The organism is uncultured Pontibacter sp. (assembly GCF_947495565.1).
Lineage (GTDB): Bacteria > Bacteroidota > Bacteroidia > Cytophagales > Hymenobacteraceae > Pontibacter.
The window spans coordinates 131503-157135 of sequence record NZ_CANLZM010000013.1; the positions used below are offsets into that span (position 1 = coordinate 131503).

The following is a 25633-nucleotide window of genomic DNA, read 5'->3' on the forward strand; positions in this document are numbered from 1 at the left end:
GCATCCATACCATGAAGCAATATTTAGACTTAATGCAGCATATACTGCAAAACGGGGTAAAGAAAGAGGACAGAACCGGTACAGGTACCCTGAGTGTTTTTGGCTACCAGATGCGTTTTGATTTGCAGCAGGGTTTTCCGTTGGTAACCACTAAAAAAGTGCACCTGCGCTCTATTATACATGAGTTGCTTTGGTTTCTGCGGGGTGATACAAACATAAAGTACCTGAAGGAAAACGGCGTGAGCATTTGGGATGAGTGGGCAGACGAAAACGGTGACTTAGGCCCGGTTTACGGCTCACAATGGCGTAACTGGCCTACTCCGGATGGCCGCCACATAGACCAGATTTCTCAGGTGGTGAACCAGCTAAAGAACAACCCTGATTCGCGCCGCATTATAGTGAGCGCCTGGAACGTAGCCGAAATCGAAAACATGAAGCTGCCGCCTTGCCATGCGTTTTTTCAGTTTTATGTAGCAGACGGTAAACTAAGCTGCCAATTGTACCAGCGTTCCGCAGACGTGTTTTTAGGTGTGCCTTTCAACATTGCTTCTTACGCGCTGCTGGTTCTGATGATGGCGCAGGTAACAGGCCTGGAGCCGGGTGAGTTTATCTGGACTGGCGGCGATACGCACCTGTACCTTAACCACCTGGAGCAGGCGCAGCTACAGCTAACCCGCGAGCCGCGCGAGCTGCCGCAAATGAAACTCAACCCAGAGGTGCAGAACATCTTCGATTTTAAGTTTGAAGATTTTGAGCTGGTAAATTACAATCCTCATCCGGGTATTAAAGCGCCTGTTGCAGTTTAGGTTTTAGCCGAAAAAGGATAGATTTCGTATGAATTCGATTATCATCCTTTCAATTTAACCTATAGTTTATGATCATCAGATCCATTCTTGCTTTTGTCTTTAGCCTTGCTTTTTTGGGGGCGCAGGCACAGCAGCTACCCGAACCGGATACGCTTAAAACGAGTGGCGGCCCATTTATAATTCAACCGGTTAGCCATGGCACGCTGGTGCTAAAGTATAAAGCCAAGCATATTTACGTGGACCCAACTGGCGGAGCAGAAGCATTTGCCAGCATTCCTAAGCCTGATCTTATACTTATTACCGACATTCATGGCGACCACCTGGACACGGCCACTCTGGCAGCTCTTGATACCAAAGGCATTAAAATGGTGGTTCCCCGTGCTGTGGCCGAGCGACTGCCCGAGCAGTTTAAGCAGCAACTTGTGGTGCTGGATAACGACGGCCAAAGTATGCAGCAAGGTATAACCTTAAAGGCTATGCCCATGTACAACCTGCCCGACACGGCCGATGCGCGCCACCCGAAGGGTAGAGGCAACGGCTACCTGCTCGAGATGGGAGGCAAGCGCGTGTACATTTCCGGCGATACGGAAGGCATACCAGAAATGCGCAGCCTCAAAAACATTGACGTGGCTTTTATAAGTATGAACCTGCCTTATACCATGGACGTGGACCAGGCAGCCGATGCGGTGCTGGAGTTTAAGCCTAAAGTTATTTACCCGTATCATTACCGCGGCCAAAATGGCCTGAGCGATGTTGAGAAGTTCAAACAGCTGGTGAGCAGCAAAAACAAAGACATTGAAGTGCGCCTTAAAGATTGGTATCCGGCACAGTAACAACAAGCATTTTCAAAATCAAAAAAGCACAGGCCGTAGAGTCTGTGCTTTTTTGATTTAGGGGCTAGTGAGTTTCGCTAAACCTGTTAATTTTGAGCCAGATTTATAACTTATTGGCAGCTCACTTTGAAACAAACTTTACTCTCTATCGCCAAGCTGATGAAACTTGGCAGCCTTACTTTTGGCTTATTATACTTCAACTTTAACGCTTCAGGGCAATCTGTGGCAATCGATACGCTCCAGGCAGCGCATGAGAAGCCAGCTGATTATAAAGTAACCGCCCCTCAGGTAACACTTTCATCTGTCCAACTGAACAAAGGATTACTGGTGACGCCGGAACAGCTGTTTGCCGGGGCTTTTCCTGGTTTGCTGGTGAGCCCTGTTAGTGGTGCGCCCGGTGCTGCAGGCCAAATGCGGATCAGGCAGGGGAGCAGTTTTGCAGGGGCTAATCAGCCGCTGGTAATCCTGAACGGTGTTCCTCTGTTTCATGACCCAATGACCGGAGTAGATAACCCTTTGAGTTTTATTAATCTGGATGATATTTCCAGCGTCACTGTACTGAAAGACGTTTCAGTTACGGCCATGTATGGGAGCAGAGGCAGTAATGGGGTTATCCTAATTACTACGCGCAAGAACGATAAGCCAGAAAACGGCTTTATGCTCAGCTTCTCGATGACAGGCGCTATGGCTACGGCTACAGGTAAAATACCGGTTCTCTCTGCCGATGAGTTCCGGAAGGTAATAGGCCAACAGGTTGGGAAGGAGCATGAAATGGCACTTGGGCCGGCTCAAACAGACTGGCAGGACGAAATATACCGAACAGCCTACGGTGCCGATAATCAGCTGAATATAAGTGGCGCACTGGGTAAACTGCCCTATCTCGTTTCAGTAGGCTATCTAAACCATAACGGCGTGCTGAAGACATCAAAGCTTCGGCGAACATCCGCTGCTGTAAACCTACAGCCAAGCTTGTTTAAAGACCACCTGAAGCTGGACCTTAACCTGCGCAGCGCTTCCGTGAAGACTACCTTTGCAGATGAAATGGCAATAGTTGCTGCTGCTCTTTTTGACCCAACCAAACCGGTTATGGACAGAAACAGCTACGGCAATTACTTTACCTACGTGGATTCCGGCGATCGATCTTATTTAGCTCCTTTTAACCCCCTTAGTTTGTTAGAGCAACCCGAAGATTTGGGGACATCAAACAGAAACATTACCAGCCTTTCAGCTGATTATGCTTTTCACTTTTTGCCAGCGCTGCATGCCCGGTTAAATGTGGCAGTTGACCATGCAGAGAACCAAAGGTCATTTCACGCTCCCGCAAACATGGCAAAATATGCCTTAACGAACGGCTTAAACTGGAAGAACAAGCAAACCGCAGAAAATCAGTTTCTGGAGTTTAGCTTAGGTTACAGCCACAAGTTGGAAGCCATAAACAGCAGCTTTAACATAATGGCGGGCTTAAATAGGCAAAGCTGGGAGGAGCGAAACCTGCAGGAAGCGCACACTAATCATTATGGGCGCGAGTTGAAAGGTGCTGTTGGCAACAGTAATACCCTGGAACTGCAGTCTTTGTTCGGAAGGCTTAGTTATACATTTGGCCGTAGGTTGGAGCTAAATACCACGCTTCGGAATGACGGTTCTTCCAGATTTGCCGAAGACAACAGGAATTTCTTGTCCAGAGCTTTGGGTATTTCATGGAATGCGGCAGGATTAGGTTTCACTGAAAAACTGCCGTCTCTCACAACACTTATTTGGCGAGCCAGCTACGGCATACTTGGCAAGATGGATTGGAGCAACGAGCGTTCTGATTTGCTTTATGTAATACAGGGTGGATCTATTCCGGCTGAATTAAAACCTGCAAGCTCCACCGAGTATAATGTGGGGCTGGAAACAGGATGGTTTCAAAACAGATTGCAAGTCTCTGTTGATGTGTACAACGCAATATATGATGATCTGCTGCTGCAGGTTCCTGTGGCTTATGGCAGCTACAGCACCGGTTATGAGTTGATGAACTATGGCAGTTATAAAACGAGCGGGCTGGAATGGTCGCTGAACTATAACGTGCTGCAGAAAAAGGATTTGGTTTGGCAGCTTGGGCTCAGCGGAGCGTTTGAGAACAACGAAATTCGGGATTTGGGCGAAACGAAGTCTGGCGCTGTTGCAGGCAATATAGCGGGCGGATTAGGTGAAATTCAGATCCATCGTACAGGTTATCCTGCTTCCTCTTTTTATGTGTATAAACAGCAATACGGGCCGGAGGGACAGCTGCTGCCGGGCAAGTTTGCCGACACTAATCAGGATGGTTTCTACACTTGGGCAGATCGTTTTGCTTACAAGTCTGCTACACCAAAAGCGCATGGCGGCTTCCGTTCTTATGTAAAGTATAAACGCCTGGATGCTTCTATTTTACTGCATAGCCAGCTAGGCAACTACAGCTATAACAATGTAGCTGCGGTACAGGGAGCTTTCAATATGCTGGACACCTATAACGACCATTTCAGGAACATCTCTCAAAGCGCATTGGAAACAGAACTAGAAGAGCTGCAGCCTTTTTCAGATTATTATGTTCAGGACGCATCTTTCCTGCGGTTAGAACACCTGCAGCTGGGTTATAGCATAGGCACATCAAAGAACAACAATCCGCTTCTTCGCATTTACGCCACCATGCAAAATGCATTTACCCTCACAAAGTATAAAGGGCAGGAGCCAGGGGTTGCCGGTGGTATAGATGGCTACACTTACGCACAGCCACGTACTTTTAGCTTTGGCCTTCAAATGAATTTATACTAAAAACAATCAGCCCCCGAAGTATAAACTGCGGGGGCTGATTGTTTTTAGTTGAGCCTATTATTGTTAAGGATTAGTAGACCACAAGCCGGCTTCTTTTACAAATACGCGGCGGTTTAGCTTTAGCTGGGAGATTACCAGTTCGGCAAAATCCTCCGGCTGCATCACACGCTCCGGGTTGCCGTCAGTCAGCTTCAGATCAATAGCCATATCAGTGGCAACGGTGCTCGGGGTGAGGGTAGTCACGCGGATGTTATGCTTGCGCACTTCCTGCATCAGCGACTCCGACATACCGATCAAACCAAACTTGGATGCGCTGTAGGCACTGGTAACCGGCGCACCTTTCTGCCCCGCCGTAGACGATACGTTTACGATGTCGCCTGTCTGGCGCTCCATCATTTCCGGCAGCACCGCACGGGTTACATAGTATGGCCCCATCAGATTTACTTTGATGATGCTTTCCCATTTCTCCGGCTCCATTTCCAGGAACTTGCCAAAAGCACCAACACCGGCATTGTTAATCAAAATATCAATCGGGCCTAGTTGCTCTCTAGCCTGAGCAACAGCCGTATTTACAGCTTCTATATCCGTTACGTCTGCAGTTATAACAGCCGCCTTCACACCTTTTGCCTTTACGGCTTCCGCTACTTCTTCTAACTGGCTGGTGGTACGTGCCATCAGCGCTACATTTACGCCTTCTGCTGCTAAAGCTATAGCCAGTGCCCGGCCAATGCCTTTACCGGCACCAGTTACCAGTGCGTTTTTTCCTTTGATAGATTCCATGTAAGTATGCTTGTTATTTGTAGATACAAATATATAGACCCTAACTTAAAAATTCAAGTGAATAGGGAGGAAGCTCCATTGCCAGCAGCCAGTGTCTCTAAATAAGACTATCTGTTGCTTTTCGGAATATACTTTTAAACGCTAAACTTTTAAGGCGGGTTTTTATAGCTGCAAGGCTGAGCGCAGCATCTTCAGAAAATCGTTCTGCTGGTTTAAAGGTGTGCCATTTAAACTGGCCAACCCACGAATACCTGTTACGTTTGCTGAGAAAACAGCATCAGCGTGTTGCAGCTGGTCGAGGTTCTGTAGTACTTCCTGCACTTTTATTTGTTGAGAGGTGCACCACTTGATGATGTTGCGCCGCAGAATGCCGTTTACGCAGCCAGATGTTAGGCCGGGCGTGAAAAGGACATTATCCTTCAGCCAAAAAATATTGGAAGAGATGAGCTCACCTATCATACCTTGCTGCGTCAGCAGGAGCATATCATCATGCTGGTGCGCTTTCTTCTCAAGCCCGGCCAGCACATAAAGCTGTGCATTAGGCCCTTTAAAATGAGAAAGAGGTGTGCAGACGGTATTTACATTCTGGCAAATGCCAATGTGTAGTGCAGCTTGTGGAGCAGGAGCGGCTTGTTGCAGTGTAGCGTACCAATAAACCTGGTTTGTTTGAGGAGTATACAAGCCTTCGCCGCTTCGCCATACTTTAAGTTTAAGTCTGGCATAGTTTATGGCGTTCTCTTGCTGGGCCAGTAGCAGGAGCTGCTCTTTGAAAGCAGTCTGAAAAAAATAATCCGGCAGCTGCAGGTCCAGCACAGTAGCTGCCTCTCGCATACGCTGGAGATGCTCAGGCCAGAACCGGATAACACCATTAACAACAATAGCTGTCTCAAAAAAACCGTCGTTATACTGGAAGGCTCTATCAGAAATAGGAATGCACAGATACTGCTCAGGAATCAGCTGGTTGTTGTAAAGTATAAACAAGACGCTCGAATTGTGGTTAAAGTATAAAATTAAATGATTGCGCCGAGTGTTTTGCTGGAATTTCAGCTAAAACCACTCATTCGGCTTCGCGTACACTAAATTATATCCATTTAAGTATGATAATCAAGAGTTTACCATTTTTTCTATTTGTAATTTTAAGTTACACTGCCTGCACGGAGGCTACCAACGGTAACCGCGTGCAGATGACCGGTAACGATGTGCAGACGCAGGAAGCGGATACAGTTGGTTTGCCTAGCGCCGTTTTTGCCGGTGGCTGCTTTTGGTGCACAGAGGCTTATTTTGAAAGGCTGAAAGGTGTGGAGGCTGTTATTTCGGGCTACTCCGGCGGCAAACAGGCGGAGCCATCTTACAAGCAGGTCAGCGCTGGCCTTACCGACCATGCGGAAGCTGTTCAGGTGTACTATAATCCAGATCAAATTTCTTATCAGGAGTTGCTTGAGGTGTTTTTCGCCACACATGACCCGACAACCCTTAACCGCCAAGGCCCTGACTATGGTAAGCAGTACAGGTCTGCTGTGTTTTACCGCACTCCGGAAGAAAAAGGGCAAATTGAAAAGTATATAAAGCAGCTGGAGGAAGCCGGCGCTTACCAGAACGAAATTGTGACGTATGTGGAGCCGTTCAAAAAATTCTGGCCTGCCGAGGAGTATCACCAGGACTATTACCGCCGAAACCCGCAGGACCCTTACGTGGTATCTGTTGCTAAGCCAAAGGTTAAGAAGTTTGAAGACAACTACCAGGATAAGCTGAAACCTGAATATGTAAGGTAAGTATTTATCTTTTTGAATCTGTAACCGTAGTAGAAGGCTGAAAATAAATTAATACCTAAAATAAAACTATGGGATTTATAATTGATTTGCTTGTGAGCGCCGGCGTGATTTTGCTGCTGGCTTATCTTTTGCCAAGTGTACATGTCAAAAGCTTCTGGACCGCACTTTGGGTGGCTTTTCTGATCGGTATTTTTAACGCTACCATCGGCTGGATTTTAGGAGGCGTACTCAATTTGGTGTCGTTTTTCCTGTTGGAGGCTATTGTGAGTATTATCGTTACTGCGCTTATGATTAAGCTGGTAGACAAATTGGTGAGCAACTTTAAGGTGGATGGCTTTCTGCCTGCTGTTATCATAGCCATTACTACTGCGGTGGCGCTGTACCTGGTCGGTTTGGGCAGCGGCGATAACGATGATTATTCGCTGCAGCAACAGGATGTGCAGCCAAAAATTGAGTTTTTAGCTACTGTTTAATCTTTAAGATGGCTGTTAATTATAAAATACGTTGACGATTCCACTACTAAATAACTTTAAACATAAGGCCTCCAATACCAAGGTATTGGAGGCCTTATGTTTAAAGTGTTATACTTTTAGGCTGCATCTACTCTGAAGCTAGATAAACAGTTAAAGAAGCAGGTTTAGCTGTACTTTATACTTCGCTTTTCCCAGCTGCTTTGCATAGCCAATTCTATAACTTTTATGGTATTACGGGCCTGCTCTGGTTTAACCACTAATTCCTCCTGGCCAAGTATAGCTTTGTAAACATTTTCGTACAAGCCTGTATAATCGCCCGCTTCGCTTTCTATTTTTCCTTTAAAGTGAAGTCCCTGCAAATCAGTATTTATTGTTCCCCAGTTCTGCTCCGGCTCCACACCCCAGTCAGTAGCGTTGGCCGGAAAATTTCCAAGTTTTAGCTGCTCCTCCTGCACATCCATGCCATACTTTACAAAAGAGCCTTTGGTGCCGTGCAGTAAAAAATGCGGCCCGTTTTCACGGACTAGCATACTGGCTTTAAGTATGGCTTTCAAGGTTTTATACTGCAATACCACTTCAAAATAATCCGGCACTTTTGATTTTTGCCGCTGTACTTTCACGTCGGCAAACACTTCCTCTGGCTCTCCGAACAAATATAGCGCCTGGTCAATTAAATGGGAGCCGAGGTCGTAAAGAATACCTCCGCCCGGCAGATCTTCCTCTTTCCAAGTGTTTGGTTTAATCTGGTTGCGGAAACGGTCGAAATGAGCTTCATACTCAACCAGATTTCCCAGCAGTTGGTTTTGCAGCACTTTCTGCACCGTTTTAAAGTCACTGTCCCAGCGGCGATTCTGAAATACTGTCAGCAGTTTCTGTTTTTCCTGGGCTAAGGCAATCAGTTCTTCCGCTTCGGCACTGGTGATGGTAAAAGGCTTATCAACCAGCACATGCTTTCCTGCCTGCAAGGCCGCCTTTGCCAGCGCGAAATGTGTGGCGTTTCCCGTGGCAACCACTACCAAATTTATACTTGCATCCCCGAAAATGTCCTGCTCCTGCGGCACTACCTCTGCCTCCGGAAAGCGTTGCTTGGCTAAGGCTATACTCTCTTCGCGGTTTGCTTTTATTTTAGTCAGTTTAAGCCCCGGAACATTGGCTATAAAAGGCGCATGAAAGATTCTACCTGCCATTCCGAAGCCTAACAGGCCTACATTTATAAGTTGCGTCATTTTAATTTTTAAGTATGATGTTAAAGTATCTGGCTGCTAAACCAGCGCTCTGTCAGCCACAAGAAGTCTTTAAAACGCTTTGGGCTGCTGTTGTGCTAAGTAATTAGTTGATTTCAAAAGCTTTATACTCGGGTCATTTAGAGAGATTATCTGGCACAAATCCCTTTGTAGGCGCACCATTGGCACACGTCCAGGTCTTTTGTTTTTTGGATAGGCTCCAGTGGGTCCAGCATGCGGCGCACAAAATCTCCGAGCAGCTCTTCGGAGGCAGCTACAAAATCCTTTGGCGTGGCATTATCCTCCTCCATAAAGTTAAACTCCGAAGACAGCACGCCCGGCTCCAGATTTCGGAAGGAAAGTATGCCGGATTTTGGGTTTATACTTAGTAGGGAAATGTGTTGGGCGTGGCGAAGTATGGTTCCCGGCTGCTCCTCCAGCACCCGCTTCAGCACATATTCATACAGCCAAAGCTGGCGGGCTTTGCCATACTTCTGATCTGTTAGGAAATGTAGCGCTACGTCTTCTGGTTTAATGCGCAACTGGTTCTGCTCCACCTTTCCGGTTTTATAGTCGATTACGCGCAGCTCGTGCCCGGTAAGGTCTATTCGGTCGGCTTTTCCGGCTATGCGCACGTTTACTACTTCATCGCCAACTTGCACTGGAAGTATGGTGGCCAGTGTTTCTTCGAGGCGCAGCACGTACAGCGGCAGCTCATCAGAATCCTTTAATTTTTGAAGGTATTTCTCCAGCACCTCCACCGCCACCTTGTAGAGCAGGTAATTCATGCCCCGCTCAGGCTTGGCACCCAGCGTAACTTTACTAAACTCCTGCTTTACCTTTTCTGGCAGCGCCTGCAGCATCTGCTCCACATGCACGGCAAGTATAGGGTCTCCGGTTTGCTCGTGCGGCCGAAAAAAATCCTCTAAAACCTGGTGCACAATGGTACCAAACTGATCTGCCCCAAGTTGCTCTTCCACCTCATCCACTTCCTGCATTTTGGCGATGCGCGTAAAGTAGTACTGCAGTGAGCAGTTGATGTACATGTTCAGGTGGGAAGGGTAGAGGCCACGCTCCAGTTCCTGCCGCAGCTGTGCTATAGTTTCCGGAGTTTTTTCTATCAGAATGTCTTCTTGGTACTTGCGCGTTTCCTGCTGCTCCACAGCCGCAATCATATCCCGAAATTTAATGTTTGGGTTGCGGAGCGCCAGGTCGTTTTGCAGCTGTAGTATAAAGCGGCTTTTCTCGCCGGAGCCGTAGGTGTCTGAAGGCAGCACATAAAGCAGGTTAACCTTTTTAGCGCGCTGCAGCAGGCGATAGAAATTGTATGCCATGGCTCCCTCGGTCTCGGAGTAGGTAGGCAGGCCGAACTCGCGCAGCACATCGTAAGGCATCAGCGACTCTTGCCGCTTTGGCGCCGGTAGCACGTTTTCGTTAACAGAAAGTATGATCAGGTTCTCAAAATCCAGCGCACGCGTCTCCAGCATACCCATAATCTGCACCTCCGAAATCGGCTCCCCGCTAAACGGCAGCCTTGTCTGAGAAATCAGTTCATACAGAAACTTGCGGAAGCTGCGCACCGAAATCTTATGTTCGCGGCAATCGAAAATAGTGTCGAGGCGCTTCACTAAAGTATAAAATATGTAGAGGTACTCGGTTTCGATGCTGTTGCGGCCATGGGTGTATACTTCGCGCAGCAACTCGATTAACTGGTACATGGCCAGTATAATATCGTCGCAGTCGCGCCAGGTTCTGAATAGCACTTCAAATAGCGGGTGGTGCTGGCTTAGCTCCAGCAGCTCCTGCGCCGTTATCAGTACCTTGTTCTCCTGCACCATCTTATCCAGCACCTGCTGCATCATGCCATGGAATTTGGCCTGCTCCGGCTGTTCATTTAAGTATAACTCATACCTCCTGATGAAAGGGTGCGTGAGCAGTTTGGTGACACTCAGGTGATGGTACTGGTATACTTTGTAGCCGGAGCTCTGCAACTGCGTTACGCCTGTTAGGTGCACCTCAAACAGCAGATCAATGAGGTTAAACAGCGGTGTGCCCCGAAAGCTGAGGCCCATCGTAACGTTATAAGACGGAATATCCGCTGGTATGGAGTGCAGCACAGGCAACAGCAATGTTTCGTCGGGCAACACAATGGCGGTCTGGGCATGCTTGTCCTGCTCCCGAATCTCCTGCAACAGCTGGCCAGCCAGTTTGCCCTGCATGCTGGCGTTGGCCACTCCAATCACATTGATTTCCTTTTCATCCGTCAGCAGCAGATTTTGCTGCCAACGCCACTCCGGCAGGTTCCAGGTGCTTTTATACTGGCGCAAGAAGCTCCCGGCTCTGTTGCTGAGGCCCTGCTCATCCATGTAAAACTCATCGGTATCAAACAGTACTTCCGCCTTGTCGTGCTTCAGCAGTGTCCTGATGATCTTTTCCTCGGAACGCGTAAGGCTGTTGAGGCCAATAAATATATACTGCTGGCAATCGCTGCCTTTGGCTATACTTTCGATGTTGCGGGCCACTTTACGGAAAGCCATGCCCGTATAAGCCTGCTTGTTTGCCAGCAGCCGCTCCTGCAGCCTGTGGTAGGTTTTCTCTATGTTATCCCAAAGGCTGAAATACTTTTTAAGGGTGGGAGAGAGTTCTTTCCCCAGAAATTTGGGGTCCCAGCGCTCCAATGCCTTCGCCTCGCCCAGGTACTCGAACAGCTTGGTGGTGTCTACCAGGTTTTGGTCGATGCGGTTGAAATCCTCCAGCAGGGTGCCAGCCCAGGTTACAAAGTTGTCAAAGTCTAGCTTCGGGTCCTGCTCCCGCATGAGGTCAAACAGCTCCAGCTGCAGGTTTATCGGCTCCAGCACATCGGTTTTGGAGAGTTTCCGGATAAAATCCTCCATGGCATAGACCTCCGGCGACCAGATCGGTTCCGGTGCCGCCTGTGCCAAGGCCGTCTTAAAGAAAAAGCTCGCACGGCGCGACGGAAGCACTACACACAGCTCACTTATGTTTTCTTTATACTTTTCGTAAATGTACTTAGCCGTTAGCTCCAGAAAGGTTTGCACGCGGTATTTAGTTTTGAGTGGGTGAATGAGTGATTATGGTCTGAGTCAGGATTTACCAGATTTCAAAGATTGGATACTTCCAAAAATTCCTTGATATTTAGACCTTTTATCTGAAGTATAAGCACTAATTAATAGTAGATAATCTTGTTCATCTTCTAATCCTGAAAATCCTGATCCTTAATGGATAGAGGTATGCCTTGGCCCTTTTGGTTCTTCCGGAAGCATGAATGGGTTGTAGGCGATCTCCCATAAATTGTCGTCCGGGTCTGAGATGTAGCCGCTGTAACCACCCCAGAAAACCTGCTCCGGGTGTTTTACTACTGTAGCGCCTTTTTCCTCCAGCTGCGCAACCAATTCATCCACCTCCTGCTTAGAGCGCACGTTGTGGGCAAGGGAGAAGCGCTTAAAACCGCTGCCTTCCGCTGAAACTCCCGCATCGTCTGCCAAAGACTCCTGCGGGAAAAGCGCCAGCAGTATGCCCTGCAACTGAAAGAAAACTATACTTTCAGAGTCCGTCTCAACGGAACGCCATCCGAATACCTGGTGGTAAAATTCTTTGGACCGCTGCAGGTTCTTTACCCCTAAAGTGATCATTGTCAGTCGTTGCTCCATAGTTAATATGCTTTTGCCGCTCCCCAAATTAAAGTAATGGTGTATTTGCTATAAATTCGTTTAAATCTTTTTTAACTAAATGTATTTACTTGTTCGCTGACCGAAATTCAAAGTATAAAACAGCGACTTATTGTAAGAATATTGTCTGCTGGTAAGAGTTTCAAAACAGCCATCAACTGATTTAGGTACATCTTCAGGAATGGCAGCAGTTACAGCTCCAGCCCCAGCTGCTCCGTTTTTTTGTTGCCGTAATGCCACTCTACCACTTTCTCCGTTTCAAAATAATACAGTATGCATTTAACCTTCTGATAGCCCAATTGGCGAAATCGTACGGCGTAATGGTCCAGTTTATACTTGTGCTCAGGCTCTGGGGGCGGCGTTTTAAATCCAATCAGCACCACCGCGTCAGCATCAAACACGATACGGTCTGGCTTGTAAAGGTAGGCCCTTGCGTCCAGCACTTCCTTCTCGTGCTCCACCACCACCTGGTTTGTAAAGTAGCGGCCTAGCTTAGGATTGCTGAGCACCTGCGTCAGTTTCTGCTTTATCTCTGGCTTTTCGCGTTCGCTGATGATGCCTTCATAGGTCATCTGCCGCAGCACTTTATCCAGTTCAGGCGCAAATGCCAAGCGGGCCAAGGCGTAATGCAGTTTCCGGTTTTGCTGACGCTGCACCGTCTGCGTTTCGAAGTCGAACACGTTGTTGGCGTGCTGTTTTATTTTGAGGCGTTTTTCCCAGTCAGTTGAAGTCAGGTGTTCAAGCAAGTATGATTTTTCATCTCCTTTTCGGTGAGCCATACTTTGCGGCTTGCCCTGCGCCAGTTGGTAGCACAAGGTGCCGTACGCCCACATCTCCTTGTGCAGCAGGTAACGGTACAGCAGGTGACTTACGTTTTTAGCCTGTCCGTCCAGCTTTGGCGCTTTCCGCTCCTCCAGCAAATCTTTTGCGTTGCCTATCAGGTACAGCCTGTCGATGGGGCGGGTGAGGGCCACATACAGCATGTTCAGGTTCTCGATAAAAGTTTTTTCTACCTCCGTGCTATATTGTTTTGCCAGTGTAGTGTTCTCCAGTTTAGAACTTATGTTAACTGCCACGCTCCGCAGTTTGCCTGTTACGCTCACCTCGTCTGGCAGTTGACTCCACATCAGCGAGCCACGCTTCGGTTCAGTGCTCCAATCAGCAAACGGAATGATGACGATGGGGTAAGCCAGGCCTTTGGATTTGTGGATGCTGGTGATGGTAATGGCGTTTCGGTCTTTCGGTGTGTTGATGCTCAGTTTTTCTTTCTGCACATCCCAATAAGCCAGAAAATTATTCAGGTTGTTGCTATGCTTCAGGCTGTACTCCAGCACCAGGTCCAGGAACCGGAAAAGATATTCGCTCTCATTGTTTCTGCCGAGCAGGTCAAAAATGCGAATAATCTTTTCTGTGAGTTCATAGATGGACAGGTTGCCTGTTTCGCGCTCCTGCACATCAAAGCCGAACACACGAAGCTGATCGAAAAAAGATTGGTTTTCCTTTTCATTGGCAATAGCGGCAATGGTTTTAGTCATCTCCACATCCGGCACCACGCCTAAAGACACTTTACAAACCAGGTACAAAGCCTCAGACTTTGCCAGAGAATCTTTAGGCCGGTTAAACACCCGGAACATGGCGATGATCAGGTTGATGACCTCGGCGAACTGCAGCGAGAGCGAATCCTGCGAGATGATGTCATACTTGCGCTCCTTCAGGAAATTTGCGATGAGCTTACTCTTGATGTTGGTGCGGCAAAGTATGGCCATGTCTTTTAATATATAACCCTCAGCCATGGCCTGCTGCACTAGCTGGAGCACCATATTCAACGTGCTCTCGTCGTAAGCCAGCGCTTTTTCCGAAGTATAGCCATCATACAACTCGTGTGTGCGGCTGCAGCTGTTCAGGTCATACTTCAAATTAAGGTCATCATCGTGCGTGAACATAATTTGTATATGGCCGCCGCTTTTGTCGCTGCCCGTGGGCACCTGCTGCGCAAAATCTTTATCGTAGATGGACGTGAACATGCCGAACTCCTGGTGCCCCTGGCTTATGAAGGTGAACAGCTCATTGTTGAAGTCGATGATCTCGGAGCGGCTGCGGTAGTTTACGCTCAGGTTCTGCGGCTCCAGCGCCTGATCCACGGATTCATACCTTTCGCGTATAAGCGGCCCGTGTCGGCGGTTTTCGTATAGTTGCCTGGTATTGTTTTTATAAAGGTGCAGGATCTGCTCCATCTCGCCGCCGCGCCAACGGTAAATCGCCTGCTTGGCATCGCCCACCACCATACTAAAATGGCCCGAAGCCAGCGCATTGTCTACGAGCGGCAGCAGGTTGTTCCATTGCAGCACCGATGTGTCCTGAAACTCATCTATCAGAATGTGCTTATACTTTTCGCCCAGTCGCTCATAAATAAACGGCACCGGCTCCTTCAGCACAATATCAATGATCCGCTTGTTAAACTCTGAGATGTGCACGGTATTCTTGTCCAGCTTTATTTCCTGCAGGCACTTCTCCAGCTCATTCAGCAAGGATACTTTATACAGGTGTGGCACCACCTGCTGTACCAGCGTGAACATGTCGGCGTACTGCTCTTTTATACTTTCGATGTGGAAGTATAAATCGGTTAAAAGCTGTTTAATGCTGTCTATCTGGGCTTTGGCGTACGTGTTGGCTTTGCCGCCATACCATTTGTCTTCTTCTATGGTTTTTTGAGCGTTGCTGTTGCCATAGTTTAGGTCCACTGTTGTGAGCCACTTGTTGAAGTATGACCAGATGCCGCGGTTTCCCTGGTAGAGGTCGGTGGGGGTGACGTCTGCGTTCTCGAGCACCTGCATGGCTTGCTGCGCCGCTTCCTTCACGGTTTCGGCCACCTGCTGCTGCACCAAGTATAGCTGCTCGCGCACTTCCTTAAAATCCTCCAGGCTCAGCTGCTGCAGGTCTGTTATAGACTCGTATACCTGCTCGTTCAGCAGGTTGCGGGCAAAGTCCATCAGGTCGTCGGGCAGCATGGTCCAGCTTTTGCCTTCGCGCGCTTTCTCCAGCGCATACTGCTCCAGCGTCTGCGACAGCAAATCGTCTTTAGAATCAGTTACCTTGTCCAGCAGCAGCGACACGGCTGTGCTCAGGAGAGTGTTCGAGTCCAGGTCAACTTCAAAATTCTGCGGTATATTCAGCTCACGCGTAAACGCCTGCACAATTTTGTTTACAAAGCTATCGATGGTGCTGACGCTAAAGTCGGAGTAATTATATAGAATCTGCCTGAATAGTATGGCCGCGCGCCCACGAACCTCCTCCATATTAAACTGCTCCTCCGGGTACTCCATCTGCAGCTCATCTGTGATCTGCTGGAGCAGGTATTCGCTTTTCTGCTGTTCCTTCTCCTGCAGGTTTGAGTCATTAAAATTGCGTAGCGCTGCCAGAATACGTTCTTTCATCTCGGCGGCGGCATCGTTGGTGAAGGTGATGGCAAGTATGCCACGGTAATAGTCCGGGTCAGAGGTGTGCAGCGCCAGCTTCAGGTATTCCTTTGTTAGGTTGTAGGTTTTGCCGGATCCGGCGGAGGAGGAGTATATTTTAAAAACTGATGGCATCGCGGTAGTGTCTATACTTTAAAGATACAGTTTTGCCCAGCCATCAATCAAGTGTTTGGCTAAATATAGTAGCAACTGCTTTGTAACTACAACACTTGCAGGGGTATAAAGAAATAAGCCTCTCCCCGGATAGGGCAGAGGCTTATAAATATCTTAGTAGTAAGCTTGGTTTAGCCAGCGTAAACTAATTCGCCTCTGGCCTCGGTAGTAATAGGAGCAAAATCTTTTACACATACATGGTACATGATGCGCGCCATGGAGAGAGAGTAATCGGTAATCAGGCATCGTTGCTGCTCTGCACTTATTAGGGCTTTGCTGGTGCCCAGGTTAAACTTGTTCAGCTCAATCACCTCATCAAAATTTTGGCGAAGGGTTTTCAGCGCTTTAAAGGACGGCTCGTTGTAGTATAGCGGGATTACCTGGCAAACTGCATAGTTTCCTTTTTTACGCTCCTGCGCAATCAGCTCGCATAAAGATTCAATGTTGGTTCTGTCCACATCCGAAAGGATCACATAAAACACATTGCGGCGATCGGCGTTGAGTGCTTTTGCCGGCGCGCTGCCTAATAACATGTTCCGGCTGACCTTTGCGCCTTTGTGGAAGGTCTCATCCTTCAGAATTTTGTTGTGGATTTTAAAGGCCAGCGCCCCTGATGCGATGATGTTAAAATCCTTGCCTTTGGTTGAGATTTTGGAGAAGTGCAACATAGAATTAAGGTTAAGAGGTTAGGGATGTTTTAAATATCTTTAAAATCGCCACAAGCAGTTACCTTTAACCAGTAATTTATGTGGCTGATAATCTCCTGATTGATGTTCAAATTATTTGGCTGAACCTGTTAACAGGTGTAGAGTAGGTACAATTTAATAGTAAAAGCATAAGGGCAAAACGAGTTAGTGTGATACAATACTTACTGCTATTGGGATATACTACGATTGTTTAATTTAATTAATTCACGATAAAATATTATCAATGGTTAATAGGTATATTTCATGAGTGAATGTACTGTTACAACGAGCCAAGATTTTATTAGTTGCTTTAATCTTGTAAAATATTGTAATTAACAGGTAAGTTAAAATAAAAATTTAAGTATACATACTATGAATGTTGAATTTAGTAAAAGGTTGTAATTTGGGTGTGGAAATTTTTATATTGGTGCAAAGGGTTTAAAATTGCTATTTTATAACCACAGTTAGTAATTCTCGATTAAAGTGCGTACCTTTGCATTTGATTTGGAACAGTCTGAATTACAGATAACTGGTTACTACACTGTTGGCTACTTAGTTGTTTTTATTTGTCGCTCTCTTAATTGCAGAGAATGGTTGATTAGCAGGCTGCCTCCAGATGTATCAGTTACAAAAAGTTAGATGAACAAAATCAGATTTGAAGAGCTTCCGCTTTCGCCGGAAGTACAGCGTGCTATCGCTGACATGGGTTTCGAAGAAGCCTCTCCCATCCAAACAGAAGCAATCCCGGTTGTTTTAGCAGGAAAAGACATCATCGGCCAGGCACAGACAGGCACTGGCAAAACCGCCGCTTTCGGCATCCCTACCATCGAATCCATTGACACCAACAACCGAAGCGTACAGGCTCTTATCCTGTGCCCTACGCGTGAGTTGGCCATTCAGGTATCCGGTGAGATTCAGAAACTGGCAAAGTATAAGCAAGGCATCAGCGTGGTGCCTATTTACGGTGGCCAGAGCTATGACCGCCAGCTGCGCGCCCTTAAGCAGGGTGTTCAGATCGTGATCGGTACGCCAGGCCGTGTTATGGACCACATCAACCGCGGCACTCTTGTGCTTGACGGGGTGAGAAAAATCATACTTGACGAAGCGGACGAAATGCTGGATATGGGCTTCCGTGAAGACATTGAGTATGTGCTGGAGCGTATCCCGGAAGATCGCCAGACGATCTTCTTCTCGGCTACCATGTCTAAGCCGATCATGGAAATGACGAAGCGTTACCAGACTGATCCGGTACTGGTTAAAGTAGTGCACCAGGAACTGACGGTAACAAACATCGACCAGGCTTACTTTGAAGTACGTAACAGCGCGAAGCAGGAAGTTCTTTCCCGCCTGTTGGATATGTATAACATGAAGTCGGTTATCATCTTCTGCAACACCAAGCGTATGGTGGATGACCTGGTGACCGGCCTGCAGGCACGCGGTTACTTCTCTGATGCCCTGCATGGAGACCTTAACCAGAACCAGCGCTCAGCTGTAATGAATAAATTCCGTAATGGCACGCTGGAAATACTGGTAGCGACAGACGTTGCTGCCCGTGGACTGGACGTTGACAATGTGGAAGCCGTATTTAACTACGATTTGCCGCAGGACGAAGAGTCTTACGTACACCGCATCGGCCGTACAGGTCGTGCCGGTAAATCAGGTAAGGCATTCTCTTTCGTGGGTGGCCGTTCAGACGGTTACAAGCTGAAGGATATCATGCGCTACACAAAAGCCAAGATTGTTTTGCAGCAGGTTCCGTCGCTGGAAGATGTGAACGAGATACGCACTAATATTTTCTTTGATAAAGTGAAGGAAGTGCTTGAAAAAGGGCACCTGGCAAAGCATGTTGCACGCATTGAGCGTTTCGTAAACGAAACAGACGGATATACTCCGCTCGACCTGGCTGCGGCGCTTCTAAAAATGAACCTGAAGGAGCAGAAAGTTAAGGAAAAAGGCGCTGAAGCCGAAAAAGGCCTAAGCGCTGCTAAAGAAGGTATGGATCGCTTGTTCATCACCATCGGTAAGAAAGACCGCGTACACCCACGCGACCTGATTGACCTGTTAGCGCAGAATTCCAGCATTCCGGAAGGTCGTGTAGGCGATATCGACTTGTACGATAAGTTTAGCTTTGTAGAAGTGCCTACAGAGTATACTGCAGAGATTGTAGAGAGCATTGGACGCGTGGAATATGATGGCCGTATGGTTGTTGTGGAGAAATCGCAGAAGAAAGGCTCAGGCCCGAAAGAAGGCGGTGAGGACTTCGGTTTTGGCGGCGGCGGCGACCGAGACAGAGACCGTGGCGGCCGTAGAGGCGGCGGTGGTTTCCGTGGCGACCGTGATGGCGGAGGCTTCCGTGGCGGTGATCGTGATCGTGGCGGTGACCGTGGCGGGTTCCGTGGCGGCGACAGACGCGGCGGCGGTGACCGTGACCGTGGTGGAGACCGTGGCGGTGATAGAAGAAGCGGCGGCGGCGGAGGTTTCCGTAAGAAAAGATTCTAATCTTCTGAAAATCTGTAACATTACGTCTTATCGCACGTATAAATAAATGTAATCAGCGCAAGAAGTGTTAAAACTTCCGAGCTTGAAGAAAAGGCCGACTTGAAACGTCGGCCTTTTTGATTAAAAATATTTCACAATAGCATAACCTAATGTTTACTCTTGCGTTAATAGAGTATCATAAAAAGGTTGGAAGATTAAGCTAACTGTTTACGCAGTTAGATATGACAGGGGTAACATCAGACGGATGTTACCCCTGTTGTTTTTTAGACGTAATTATTCACTTAAACTTTAATATCATACTTTATTTCTTTTATCCCGGCCCTGAAATATTCATAATCCACTCCATCTGCTAAGTGCCAGGCTGCTCGTAATACGGTGGGTATTCTTAAACCGCCCATTTCTCTGTACCTGTCATAGTAGGCCGACCATGGCAGCTTTTGAGCTTCTTTATTGGTAGCAGCATAATACCGATCGTTGGTTCTAAACTGATATATTTGGTAATACTTATCGAAGTAAAATTTACCACTTACCGTCTTTCCTGCGTCTTTTATACTTGCTGTCATACAATCGGGTGCCGATTGCTGCAAACTTAAAGTAGACTGTGTGAAGACAGCAGGCAGCAGCACCGCCTCGGCTAGAAACGTTACAAGAGCTGACAAGTCTATTTCTCTTCCTTTTGCCTCATTTATTGTTAAGCCGGCTAACTTTATCAGCATATTACCTTTACCATGCTGGTATTTATCTCTGGCTCCGAAAGGCACAAAACCATATAGCTCGGTGTGCATAAAGGCAATTCGGGTAGGGGGAGAAAATGAATTAAACTGTTCGCAGGAAAGGCTAAGCCACTGTTTGTTTGGTTTTAATCTGATGCCCGCATGCTCGAACAAAATATAAATGTTATGGAATTTAAGTTTGCCAATGTATCCACAGTTTACCATATACTGAGTAAGTACAGCAGGCTTATTCCTAAATTCATCCAGTGAAAAAGATTCCTGTTGATTGAATTTATTACCAGATGATAAAGCATCCTGTTGCTCATTTAGAAATAGCGTCTTAAGGAACATAGGCTGAAGTGTATTATACTTTTATTACGCTTTTCTGTAACAGAAGGGCATAAAAAAAGGAGCTTCGTAAAAGCTCCTTTTGGTGATTTCTGGGTAATCTATCCTTTTGCGTTATCGCGCAAAGTGCGGATGTGGTCGTGTGCATGCTTTACGTCCTGGTACTGCTGCTCCACAATCTGCTTCAGCTCGGAAGGGAGGTTCTTTTCAAGTGCTTCCTTATAGGCCTTCACAGCGTAGTCTTCGCCGCGCTCACACTCTTCGAGTACACGCACTCTGTCTCTGGATGTAAGCGCTGATTTAAGGTCAATCCAGGCGCGGTGCATAGTGCCTTCAATAGAGCTGGACTCATCATCCGTATGTCCCATTTTGTGCAGGTGGTCCTGCAGCTCCGTAATCATACTATCGCGCTGCACCGCATACTTACGGAACAGATCCTTAAGGTCTTTATCTTCAACATCTTCTGAGGCTGTTTTATAACCTTTGGCGCCATCTTTACAACGCTCAATCAGATGGTGCACAGTAGACTGTACTTCTTTATTAATTTCCATAGTTTTATCAGTTTTGATCTAATATGCATTTTTACTGATATGGATGAAGTTTTGTTGCCGGTTTAGCTAAAACAGCCAATCTAAACCATTGCTTTACCTGCCAGATAACCTGTTGTCCAGGCGGCCTGGAAATTAAAACCGCCCGTAATACCGTCGATATCCAATACTTCGCCTGCAAAGTATAAACCCGGCTGCAGTCGGCTCTCCATCGTTTTCATGTTTACCTGGCTGAGATCTACACCGCCGCATGTTACAAACTCTTCTTTAAAAGTAGTTTTGCCGTTAACCGACACCGGCATGCGTAACAGCGCTTCTACCAGTTTATTTGTATTTTTTGCTGGCAATTCTGCCCATTTCACCTGATCCGGCACTTCGGCTATACTTGTCAGGCCTTGCCAGAGGCGTTGCGGCAAACCGAAAAGCGGGTTTGTAGCTACCGTTTTCTTAGGGTGCGCCTGGCGGTACTGTTGCAGCTGCTCCCGCAGGCTTTCTTCTGTCTGTTCCGGCAGCCATTGTATCAGGGCTGTAAATGCATACTTCTGGTCGTAAAAGTGGCGGGCGCCCCAGGCAGATAATTTTAAAACCGCAGGACCTGAATATCCCCAATGGGTAATCAGCAAAGGGCCTTCGTACTCCAGCTTTTGCCCGGCAATACGCACCCGCGCGTGCGACACCGCCACCCCTTGCAGTTCTTTTAAAGGCGAAGAAGGCACATTAAAGGTAAACAATGACGGAACTGGCTCCTGGATAGTATGGCCCAACTGCCGAAGCCACTCATAGCTATGGCTTTTCGAATTACCCCCAGTGCTTACCAGTACACTGTTAGCTTTTATACTTTCGCCGTTGCTCAGCTTCAGTATAAAGTATGGCTGCTCCGCCTCTTTAGCAGATTTTATACTTTCCACTGCAGCACCGGTTTTAATCTGTACACCAAACTTTCGCGCTTGCTGCAACAGGCAGTCTATAATGGTTTGAGAATTGTCGGTGACCGGAAACATTCTGCCGTCTGCTTCTGCCTTTAGCTTTACGCCATGCTTTTCGAACCATGTCACCGTCTCGCGTGCACCAAAAACTTTAAAAGCCTCTTTTAGCTGCTTGCCTCCGCGCGGGTAAAACTGCGACAGGAGACTCGGTGTAAAGCAGTGATGGGTAACGTTGCAGCGCCCTCCGCCCGAAACACCAACTTTAGAAAGCAGCTTTCCTGTTTTCTCCAGCAGCAGCACATCTGCCTCTGGGTTCGCCTCAGCACAAGTTATCGCTCCGAAAAATCCTGCGGCTCCGCCACCAATTACAACTACCTGCATGCTGTTTTTATTTTATAGTTCGGTTGATGCTTTCTGAGTCCTTATATACTTTGGACTTTCCACTGAAATTGCATCGAACACAAAATTACTAAAAGAATGCCATAGGGTCAGGGTAGATAAAGGTATAGGACAGGTCGTCCTTCAATTTTTGGCTGTTGATGAGCTTAAACTGTGTCTTCTCCATATCAGAAAATTCGGGCGGAGTAAGGCCCAAGGCCTGGGCGGAGGAAGTATAAAACTCGCGGCGCAACGGATGCATGTCGGCGCAGGCATTATATACTTTTCCCCATTTCTGCTGTTCCAGGATGCTGTAAAGTATGTTCAGGCAGTCTTCCAAGTGAATCAGGTTAACAGGGGCATCGCCATTAAGTACATTTTTCTTTCCGGCTAAAAAGCGGCCAGGCTGTCTGTTGCCGCCAACCAGCCCTGAAAACCGTACAACCGTTGTCATCCAATCCTCACGGTCCTGAAACAGTTTTTCCGCCTGCAGCAGCATGTTGTTCGGCTCCATCTCTTCGGTAAAGCTGATATCTTCTTCGGTTACAGTACGGTTTAAGTCCTGATAGACAGAAGTGGAGGAGACAAAAAGTATACGACTGACAGGTGACTGAATAAGCGATTTTAAAAGTAGGTGCATCTGGTGCATGTAAGCCTCCCCGCCATCTGAGCGCAGGTGCGGAGGAATGTTCAGCACCAATACATCCGTGTCCAGAAAGTCTTGCAGCGCCGCTTTGTCCATTTGCTCGCTGGCCAGGTCGAGCAGGTACGGCTGAATATCCTTCATTAGGATTTCCTCTACTTTCTCGGGTGTAGTGGTCGAGCCTTTTACCGTGTAACCGTGCCTCACCAGCCGCTCAGCTAAAGGCATGCCTAGCCAGCCACAGCCCATGATGCTGATCGTTTGCGTATCCTCCATAGTTTATCTTGATAGTATCGTTTTACAACATTACGGGCACCACTCGGTTTAGAATGGCAACACTTAAATTTTATGTATCACAAAGTAAGCATAAATGAAGTATGATGTGGTAATTATCGGGTCTGGTTTTGGTAGCCTTACTGCCGCAGCTTTGCTGGCAGAGCGGGGGATGCATATATGCGTGCTGGAGCAGGCAAAATACCCTGGAGGCTGCGCCACCTCCTACAAACGCAAAGGCCACTGGTTTGAGACTGGCGCTACCACTTTGGTTGGTCTGGATGAGCACATGCCGCTACGTTACTTACTTGATAAGACAGGCATACAGGTGCCTGTGCAAAAGCTGGAGCCACCGATGCAGGTCATACTTTCGAACGGCCAATTAATCACCCGCTACGGCACGCTGGCGCAGTGGGTGGAGGAGGCGGAACGTGTTTTTGGCAAGTATAAGCAGCGCGAGTTTTGGGAGCACTGTTACAAAGTGAGTCAGAAGGTATGGCGTATTTCGCTGCAGCAGCTAAGTTTTCCGTTTTCTAACCTGAAAGACCTGCTGCTTTCCGGAACGCGGGTTACTCCCAGTCAGGTCAAGCTGCTGCCGGGGGCGTTTAGAACCATGGAAGACGTGCTGCGCAAGTATGACCTGCTGCAGCACAAGCCCTTTGTTGATTTCCTGAACGAGCAGCTCCTGATAACGGCGCAGAACCACGTGCAAGAGGTAAACGAACTTTTTGGCGCCACTGCCCTCTGCTATACTTTGTACGGCAATTACTATGTGCCCGGCGGCTTGATTAACCTGGTGAAGCCTGTGGAGCAGTACATTCTGTCCAAAGGATCGGATGTAAAGTATGGGCAGCAAGTAATGCAGGTGGAAACATTAGCGGACGGGTATAAAACCAAAACTAAGAAAGCTGAGTTTTACAGCAAATATGTTATTTCTGGCCTTCCTGTAAACAACACGCTTCAGCTTTTTGATGACAGAAAAATACAGCAGCGCCTGAAGCCGCACATCCTGCCAAGCAATAAATTGAACGGGGCTTTTACCATGTCGCTGGAGCTGCGCGCCGCAGAGGCAAAACAGGTGCTGCACCATCAGGTGCATGTGCCGGGCGGGCTGCCGGAAATAGGCAGTAAAAGTATATTCATCAGCTTCAGCCATCCGGAGGACAAGCTAAAATCGCCTGAAGGGCATATAGTGGCAAGTATAAGTACGCATGTGCGGCATCCGCAGCAGCAGTTAATCAACCAAAAAGCTGTTATAGAAGAGGCTATACTCGATGTGCTGGTGCAAAACGGCCTGATCAGACATGAAAACATCGTCTCTGTAGATTCGGCTACGCCTGGTGCCTGGATTTTCTGGACTAAGCGTGCGTACGGTGCTGTAGGCGGATACCCGCAGTACCGCAACATAAAGCCCTGGCAAATGAAAGACGCCCGGCTAGACCACCGCGGTGCCTACATTTGCGGAGACACCGTTTACCCAGGCCAAGGAATACCCGGAGTGTGCCTCAGTGGCATTATAGCCGCAAATAAATTGATTCAGGACCATCAGTAATGTAGTTAGCATTTTATACTTCTTCATACAGATCACAAGTATAACCTTGTCCTTACAAATCGGAAATTTATTAATGATGCCATAACAGGAGTTGTGCTATAAATAGTCATATTTGTATATCTATATAACTAAATGTTTTATGCTAAAAAAACTACAAAAGCTCGCTTATCTGTCTATGGTAGGATGGATGCTTGTCTCCTGTTCTAAGGAATCTGTTACGCCTGATGTCTCAAAAGATTTAGGCGAGCTTAACAAGGTGGAGGATGCCACCGCCACCCGCGATAGCAACTTGGCTATGGGCAACCCGAGCGGTGCTAACACCAGCTACAGCAATTACTTGGTAAGTAAAACGCAGTACGCCATGTCGTACAACAGCTACCGTGGCACGCCAAACTGGGTTAGCTGGCACCTTAGCAGCGCCTGGCTCGGCTCGGCTCCTAGGCAAGACGACTTCAGAGCCGATAATTCTTTGCCAAGCAGCTTTTACAAAGTACAGTCCACGGACTACACCAGCAGTGGCTTTGACCGTGGCCATAACTGCCCGTCTGCAGACCGCACCGGCAGCACCACCGATAATTCGGCAACTTTCCTGATGTCAAACATGATTCCGCAGGCTCCTAACAACAACCAGAAAACATGGGCAAACCTGGAGAACTACTGCCGCACACTTGTAAGCCAGGGCAACGAGCTTTATGTGGTTATGGGCAGCTACGGCACGGGCGGAGACGGCTCTAATGGGTATAAAACCACACTGGCAAACGGAAAGGTAACCGTACCGAACCGCATCTGGAAGGTAATTGTGGTTCTCCCGGTTGGCACAAACGATGCCGCACGCGTAACAACTAGCACCCGCATTATCGCCATCGACACGCCAAACTCTAACTCTGTGAGCAGCAGCTGGGGCAGCTACCGCACTACCGTAGATGCTATTGAGGCTAAAATGGGCTATAACCTGTTATCCAATGTTTCCAGCTCGGTGCAAAGCGTTATAGAAGCACGCGTAGACAACGGCCCGACTCAATAACTTTATAAGTCATCAAAGAATAGAACGGCCACACTACCTTTATAG

At 47.7% G+C, this 25633-nt stretch carries 19 protein-coding genes; 8 read left to right on the plus strand and 11 right to left on the minus strand.

All coding sequences use genetic code 11. The features are described 5' to 3' along the window. Positions 1 to 11: 11 nt before the first annotated feature. The 3 genes from Q1B04_RS16170 (at position 12) to Q1B04_RS16180 (ending at position 4432) form a co-directional block, all read left to right on the plus strand. Positions 12 to 806, plus strand: coding sequence for a thymidylate synthase (locus Q1B04_RS16170; RefSeq protein WP_299760670.1), 795 nt, complete (start codon positions 12 to 14; stop codon positions 804 to 806). Positions 807 to 874: 68 nt separating this feature from the next. Continuing rightward, the gene (locus tag Q1B04_RS16175) at positions 875 to 1639 is read left to right on the plus strand and encodes an MBL fold metallo-hydrolase (RefSeq protein ID WP_299760672.1); all 765 of its coding nucleotides are present in this window, start codon (positions 875 to 877) and stop codon (positions 1637 to 1639) included. A gap of 126 nt (positions 1640 to 1765) precedes the next feature. Beyond that, positions 1766 to 4432 carry a SusC/RagA family TonB-linked outer membrane protein gene (locus tag Q1B04_RS16180; RefSeq protein WP_299760674.1) on the plus strand — a complete coding sequence of 889 codons (2667 nt, stop codon included), beginning with the start codon at positions 1766 to 1768 and terminating at the stop codon, positions 4430 to 4432. Between the two features lie 63 nt (positions 4433 to 4495). Here the strand turns inward: Q1B04_RS16180 and Q1B04_RS16185 are convergent, their stop codons facing one another. Both Q1B04_RS16185 and Q1B04_RS16190 read right to left on the minus strand, forming a co-directional pair. Next, positions 4496 to 5212, minus strand: coding sequence for a 3-ketoacyl-ACP reductase (locus Q1B04_RS16185; protein ID WP_299760676.1), 717 nt, complete (start codon positions 5210 to 5212; stop codon positions 4496 to 4498). A gap of 162 nt (positions 5213 to 5374) precedes the next feature. Further along, positions 5375 to 6193, minus strand: coding sequence for an aminotransferase class IV (locus Q1B04_RS16190; protein ID WP_299760678.1), 819 nt, complete (start codon positions 6191 to 6193; stop codon positions 5375 to 5377). 116 nt (positions 6194 to 6309) lie between these two features. Between Q1B04_RS16190 and msrA the strand changes: the two genes are divergently transcribed. Together msrA and Q1B04_RS16200 are read left to right on the plus strand one after the other, a co-directional pair. Next, complete coding sequence (msrA, locus tag Q1B04_RS16195) at positions 6310 to 6984, plus strand: peptide-methionine (S)-S-oxide reductase MsrA (protein ID WP_299760680.1); 675 nt, start codon at positions 6310 to 6312, stop codon at positions 6982 to 6984. Positions 6985 to 7052: 68 nt separating this feature from the next. Beyond that, positions 7053 to 7457, plus strand: a complete 405-nt coding sequence (locus Q1B04_RS16200) for a phage holin family protein (protein ID WP_299760682.1) — start codon at positions 7053 to 7055, stop codon at positions 7455 to 7457. A gap of 164 nt (positions 7458 to 7621) precedes the next feature. Here Q1B04_RS16200 and Q1B04_RS16205 read toward each other — a convergent pair whose 3' ends face one another. From Q1B04_RS16205 to Q1B04_RS16225, 5 genes are all read right to left on the minus strand, one after another. After that, entirely contained in the window at positions 7622 to 8683 is a 1062-nt protein-coding gene (locus Q1B04_RS16205; RefSeq protein WP_299760684.1) for an oxidoreductase, read from the minus strand. Positions 8684 to 8829: 146 nt separating this feature from the next. Further along, positions 8830 to 11739 (minus strand): PD-(D/E)XK nuclease family protein, encoded by a 2910-nt coding sequence (locus tag Q1B04_RS16210; RefSeq protein ID WP_299760686.1) that lies wholly within the window; start codon positions 11737 to 11739, stop codon positions 8830 to 8832. A gap of 177 nt (positions 11740 to 11916) precedes the next feature. Continuing rightward, the gene (locus Q1B04_RS16215) at positions 11917 to 12351 is read right to left on the minus strand and encodes a VOC family protein (RefSeq protein ID WP_299760688.1); all 435 of its coding nucleotides are present in this window, start codon (positions 12349 to 12351) and stop codon (positions 11917 to 11919) included. Positions 12352 to 12560: 209 nt separating this feature from the next. Then, the gene (locus Q1B04_RS16220; RefSeq protein ID WP_299760690.1) at positions 12561 to 15959 is read right to left on the minus strand and encodes a UvrD-helicase domain-containing protein; all 3399 of its coding nucleotides are present in this window, start codon (positions 15957 to 15959) and stop codon (positions 12561 to 12563) included. A gap of 170 nt (positions 15960 to 16129) precedes the next feature. Next, a complete protein-coding gene (locus tag Q1B04_RS16225; RefSeq protein WP_299760692.1) occupies positions 16130 to 16666 on the minus strand; it encodes a hypothetical protein in 537 nt (178 codons plus the stop codon). 657 nt (positions 16667 to 17323) lie between these two features. Between Q1B04_RS16225 and Q1B04_RS16230 the strand changes: the two genes are divergently transcribed. Next, positions 17324 to 19183 carry a DEAD/DEAH box helicase gene (locus Q1B04_RS16230; protein ID WP_299760694.1) on the plus strand — a complete coding sequence of 620 codons (1860 nt, stop codon included), beginning with the start codon at positions 17324 to 17326 and terminating at the stop codon, positions 19181 to 19183. A 281-nt stretch (positions 19184 to 19464) separates the two neighbouring features. Here the strand turns inward: Q1B04_RS16230 and Q1B04_RS20045 are convergent, their stop codons facing one another. The 4 genes from Q1B04_RS20045 to Q1B04_RS16250 all read right to left on the minus strand — a co-directional run bounded on the left by Q1B04_RS20045 (position 19465) and on the right by Q1B04_RS16250 (position 23015). Further along, positions 19465 to 20247 (minus strand): DUF6544 family protein, encoded by a 783-nt coding sequence (locus Q1B04_RS20045; protein ID WP_366524714.1) that lies wholly within the window; start codon positions 20245 to 20247, stop codon positions 19465 to 19467. A gap of 98 nt (positions 20248 to 20345) precedes the next feature. Continuing rightward, positions 20346 to 20795 (minus strand): PA2169 family four-helix-bundle protein, encoded by a 450-nt coding sequence (locus Q1B04_RS16240; RefSeq protein ID WP_299760698.1) that lies wholly within the window; start codon positions 20793 to 20795, stop codon positions 20346 to 20348. 80 nt (positions 20796 to 20875) lie between these two features. After that, positions 20876 to 22099 carry an NAD(P)/FAD-dependent oxidoreductase gene (locus tag Q1B04_RS16245; protein ID WP_299760700.1) on the minus strand — a complete coding sequence of 408 codons (1224 nt, stop codon included), beginning with the start codon at positions 22097 to 22099 and terminating at the stop codon, positions 20876 to 20878. A gap of 88 nt (positions 22100 to 22187) precedes the next feature. After that, entirely contained in the window at positions 22188 to 23015 is an 828-nt protein-coding gene (locus tag Q1B04_RS16250; RefSeq protein ID WP_299760702.1) for an SDR family oxidoreductase, read from the minus strand. Positions 23016 to 23109: 94 nt separating this feature from the next. Between Q1B04_RS16250 and Q1B04_RS16255 the strand changes: the two genes are divergently transcribed. After that, on the plus strand, positions 23110 to 24564 hold the full coding sequence (locus Q1B04_RS16255) for an NAD(P)/FAD-dependent oxidoreductase (protein ID WP_299760704.1): 1455 nt from the start codon (positions 23110 to 23112) through the stop codon (positions 24562 to 24564). A 139-nt stretch (positions 24565 to 24703) separates the two neighbouring features. Further along, positions 24704 to 25588 (plus strand): DNA/RNA non-specific endonuclease, encoded by an 885-nt coding sequence (locus Q1B04_RS16260; RefSeq protein ID WP_299760706.1) that lies wholly within the window; start codon positions 24704 to 24706, stop codon positions 25586 to 25588. Positions 25589 to 25633 lie beyond the last annotated feature (45 nt).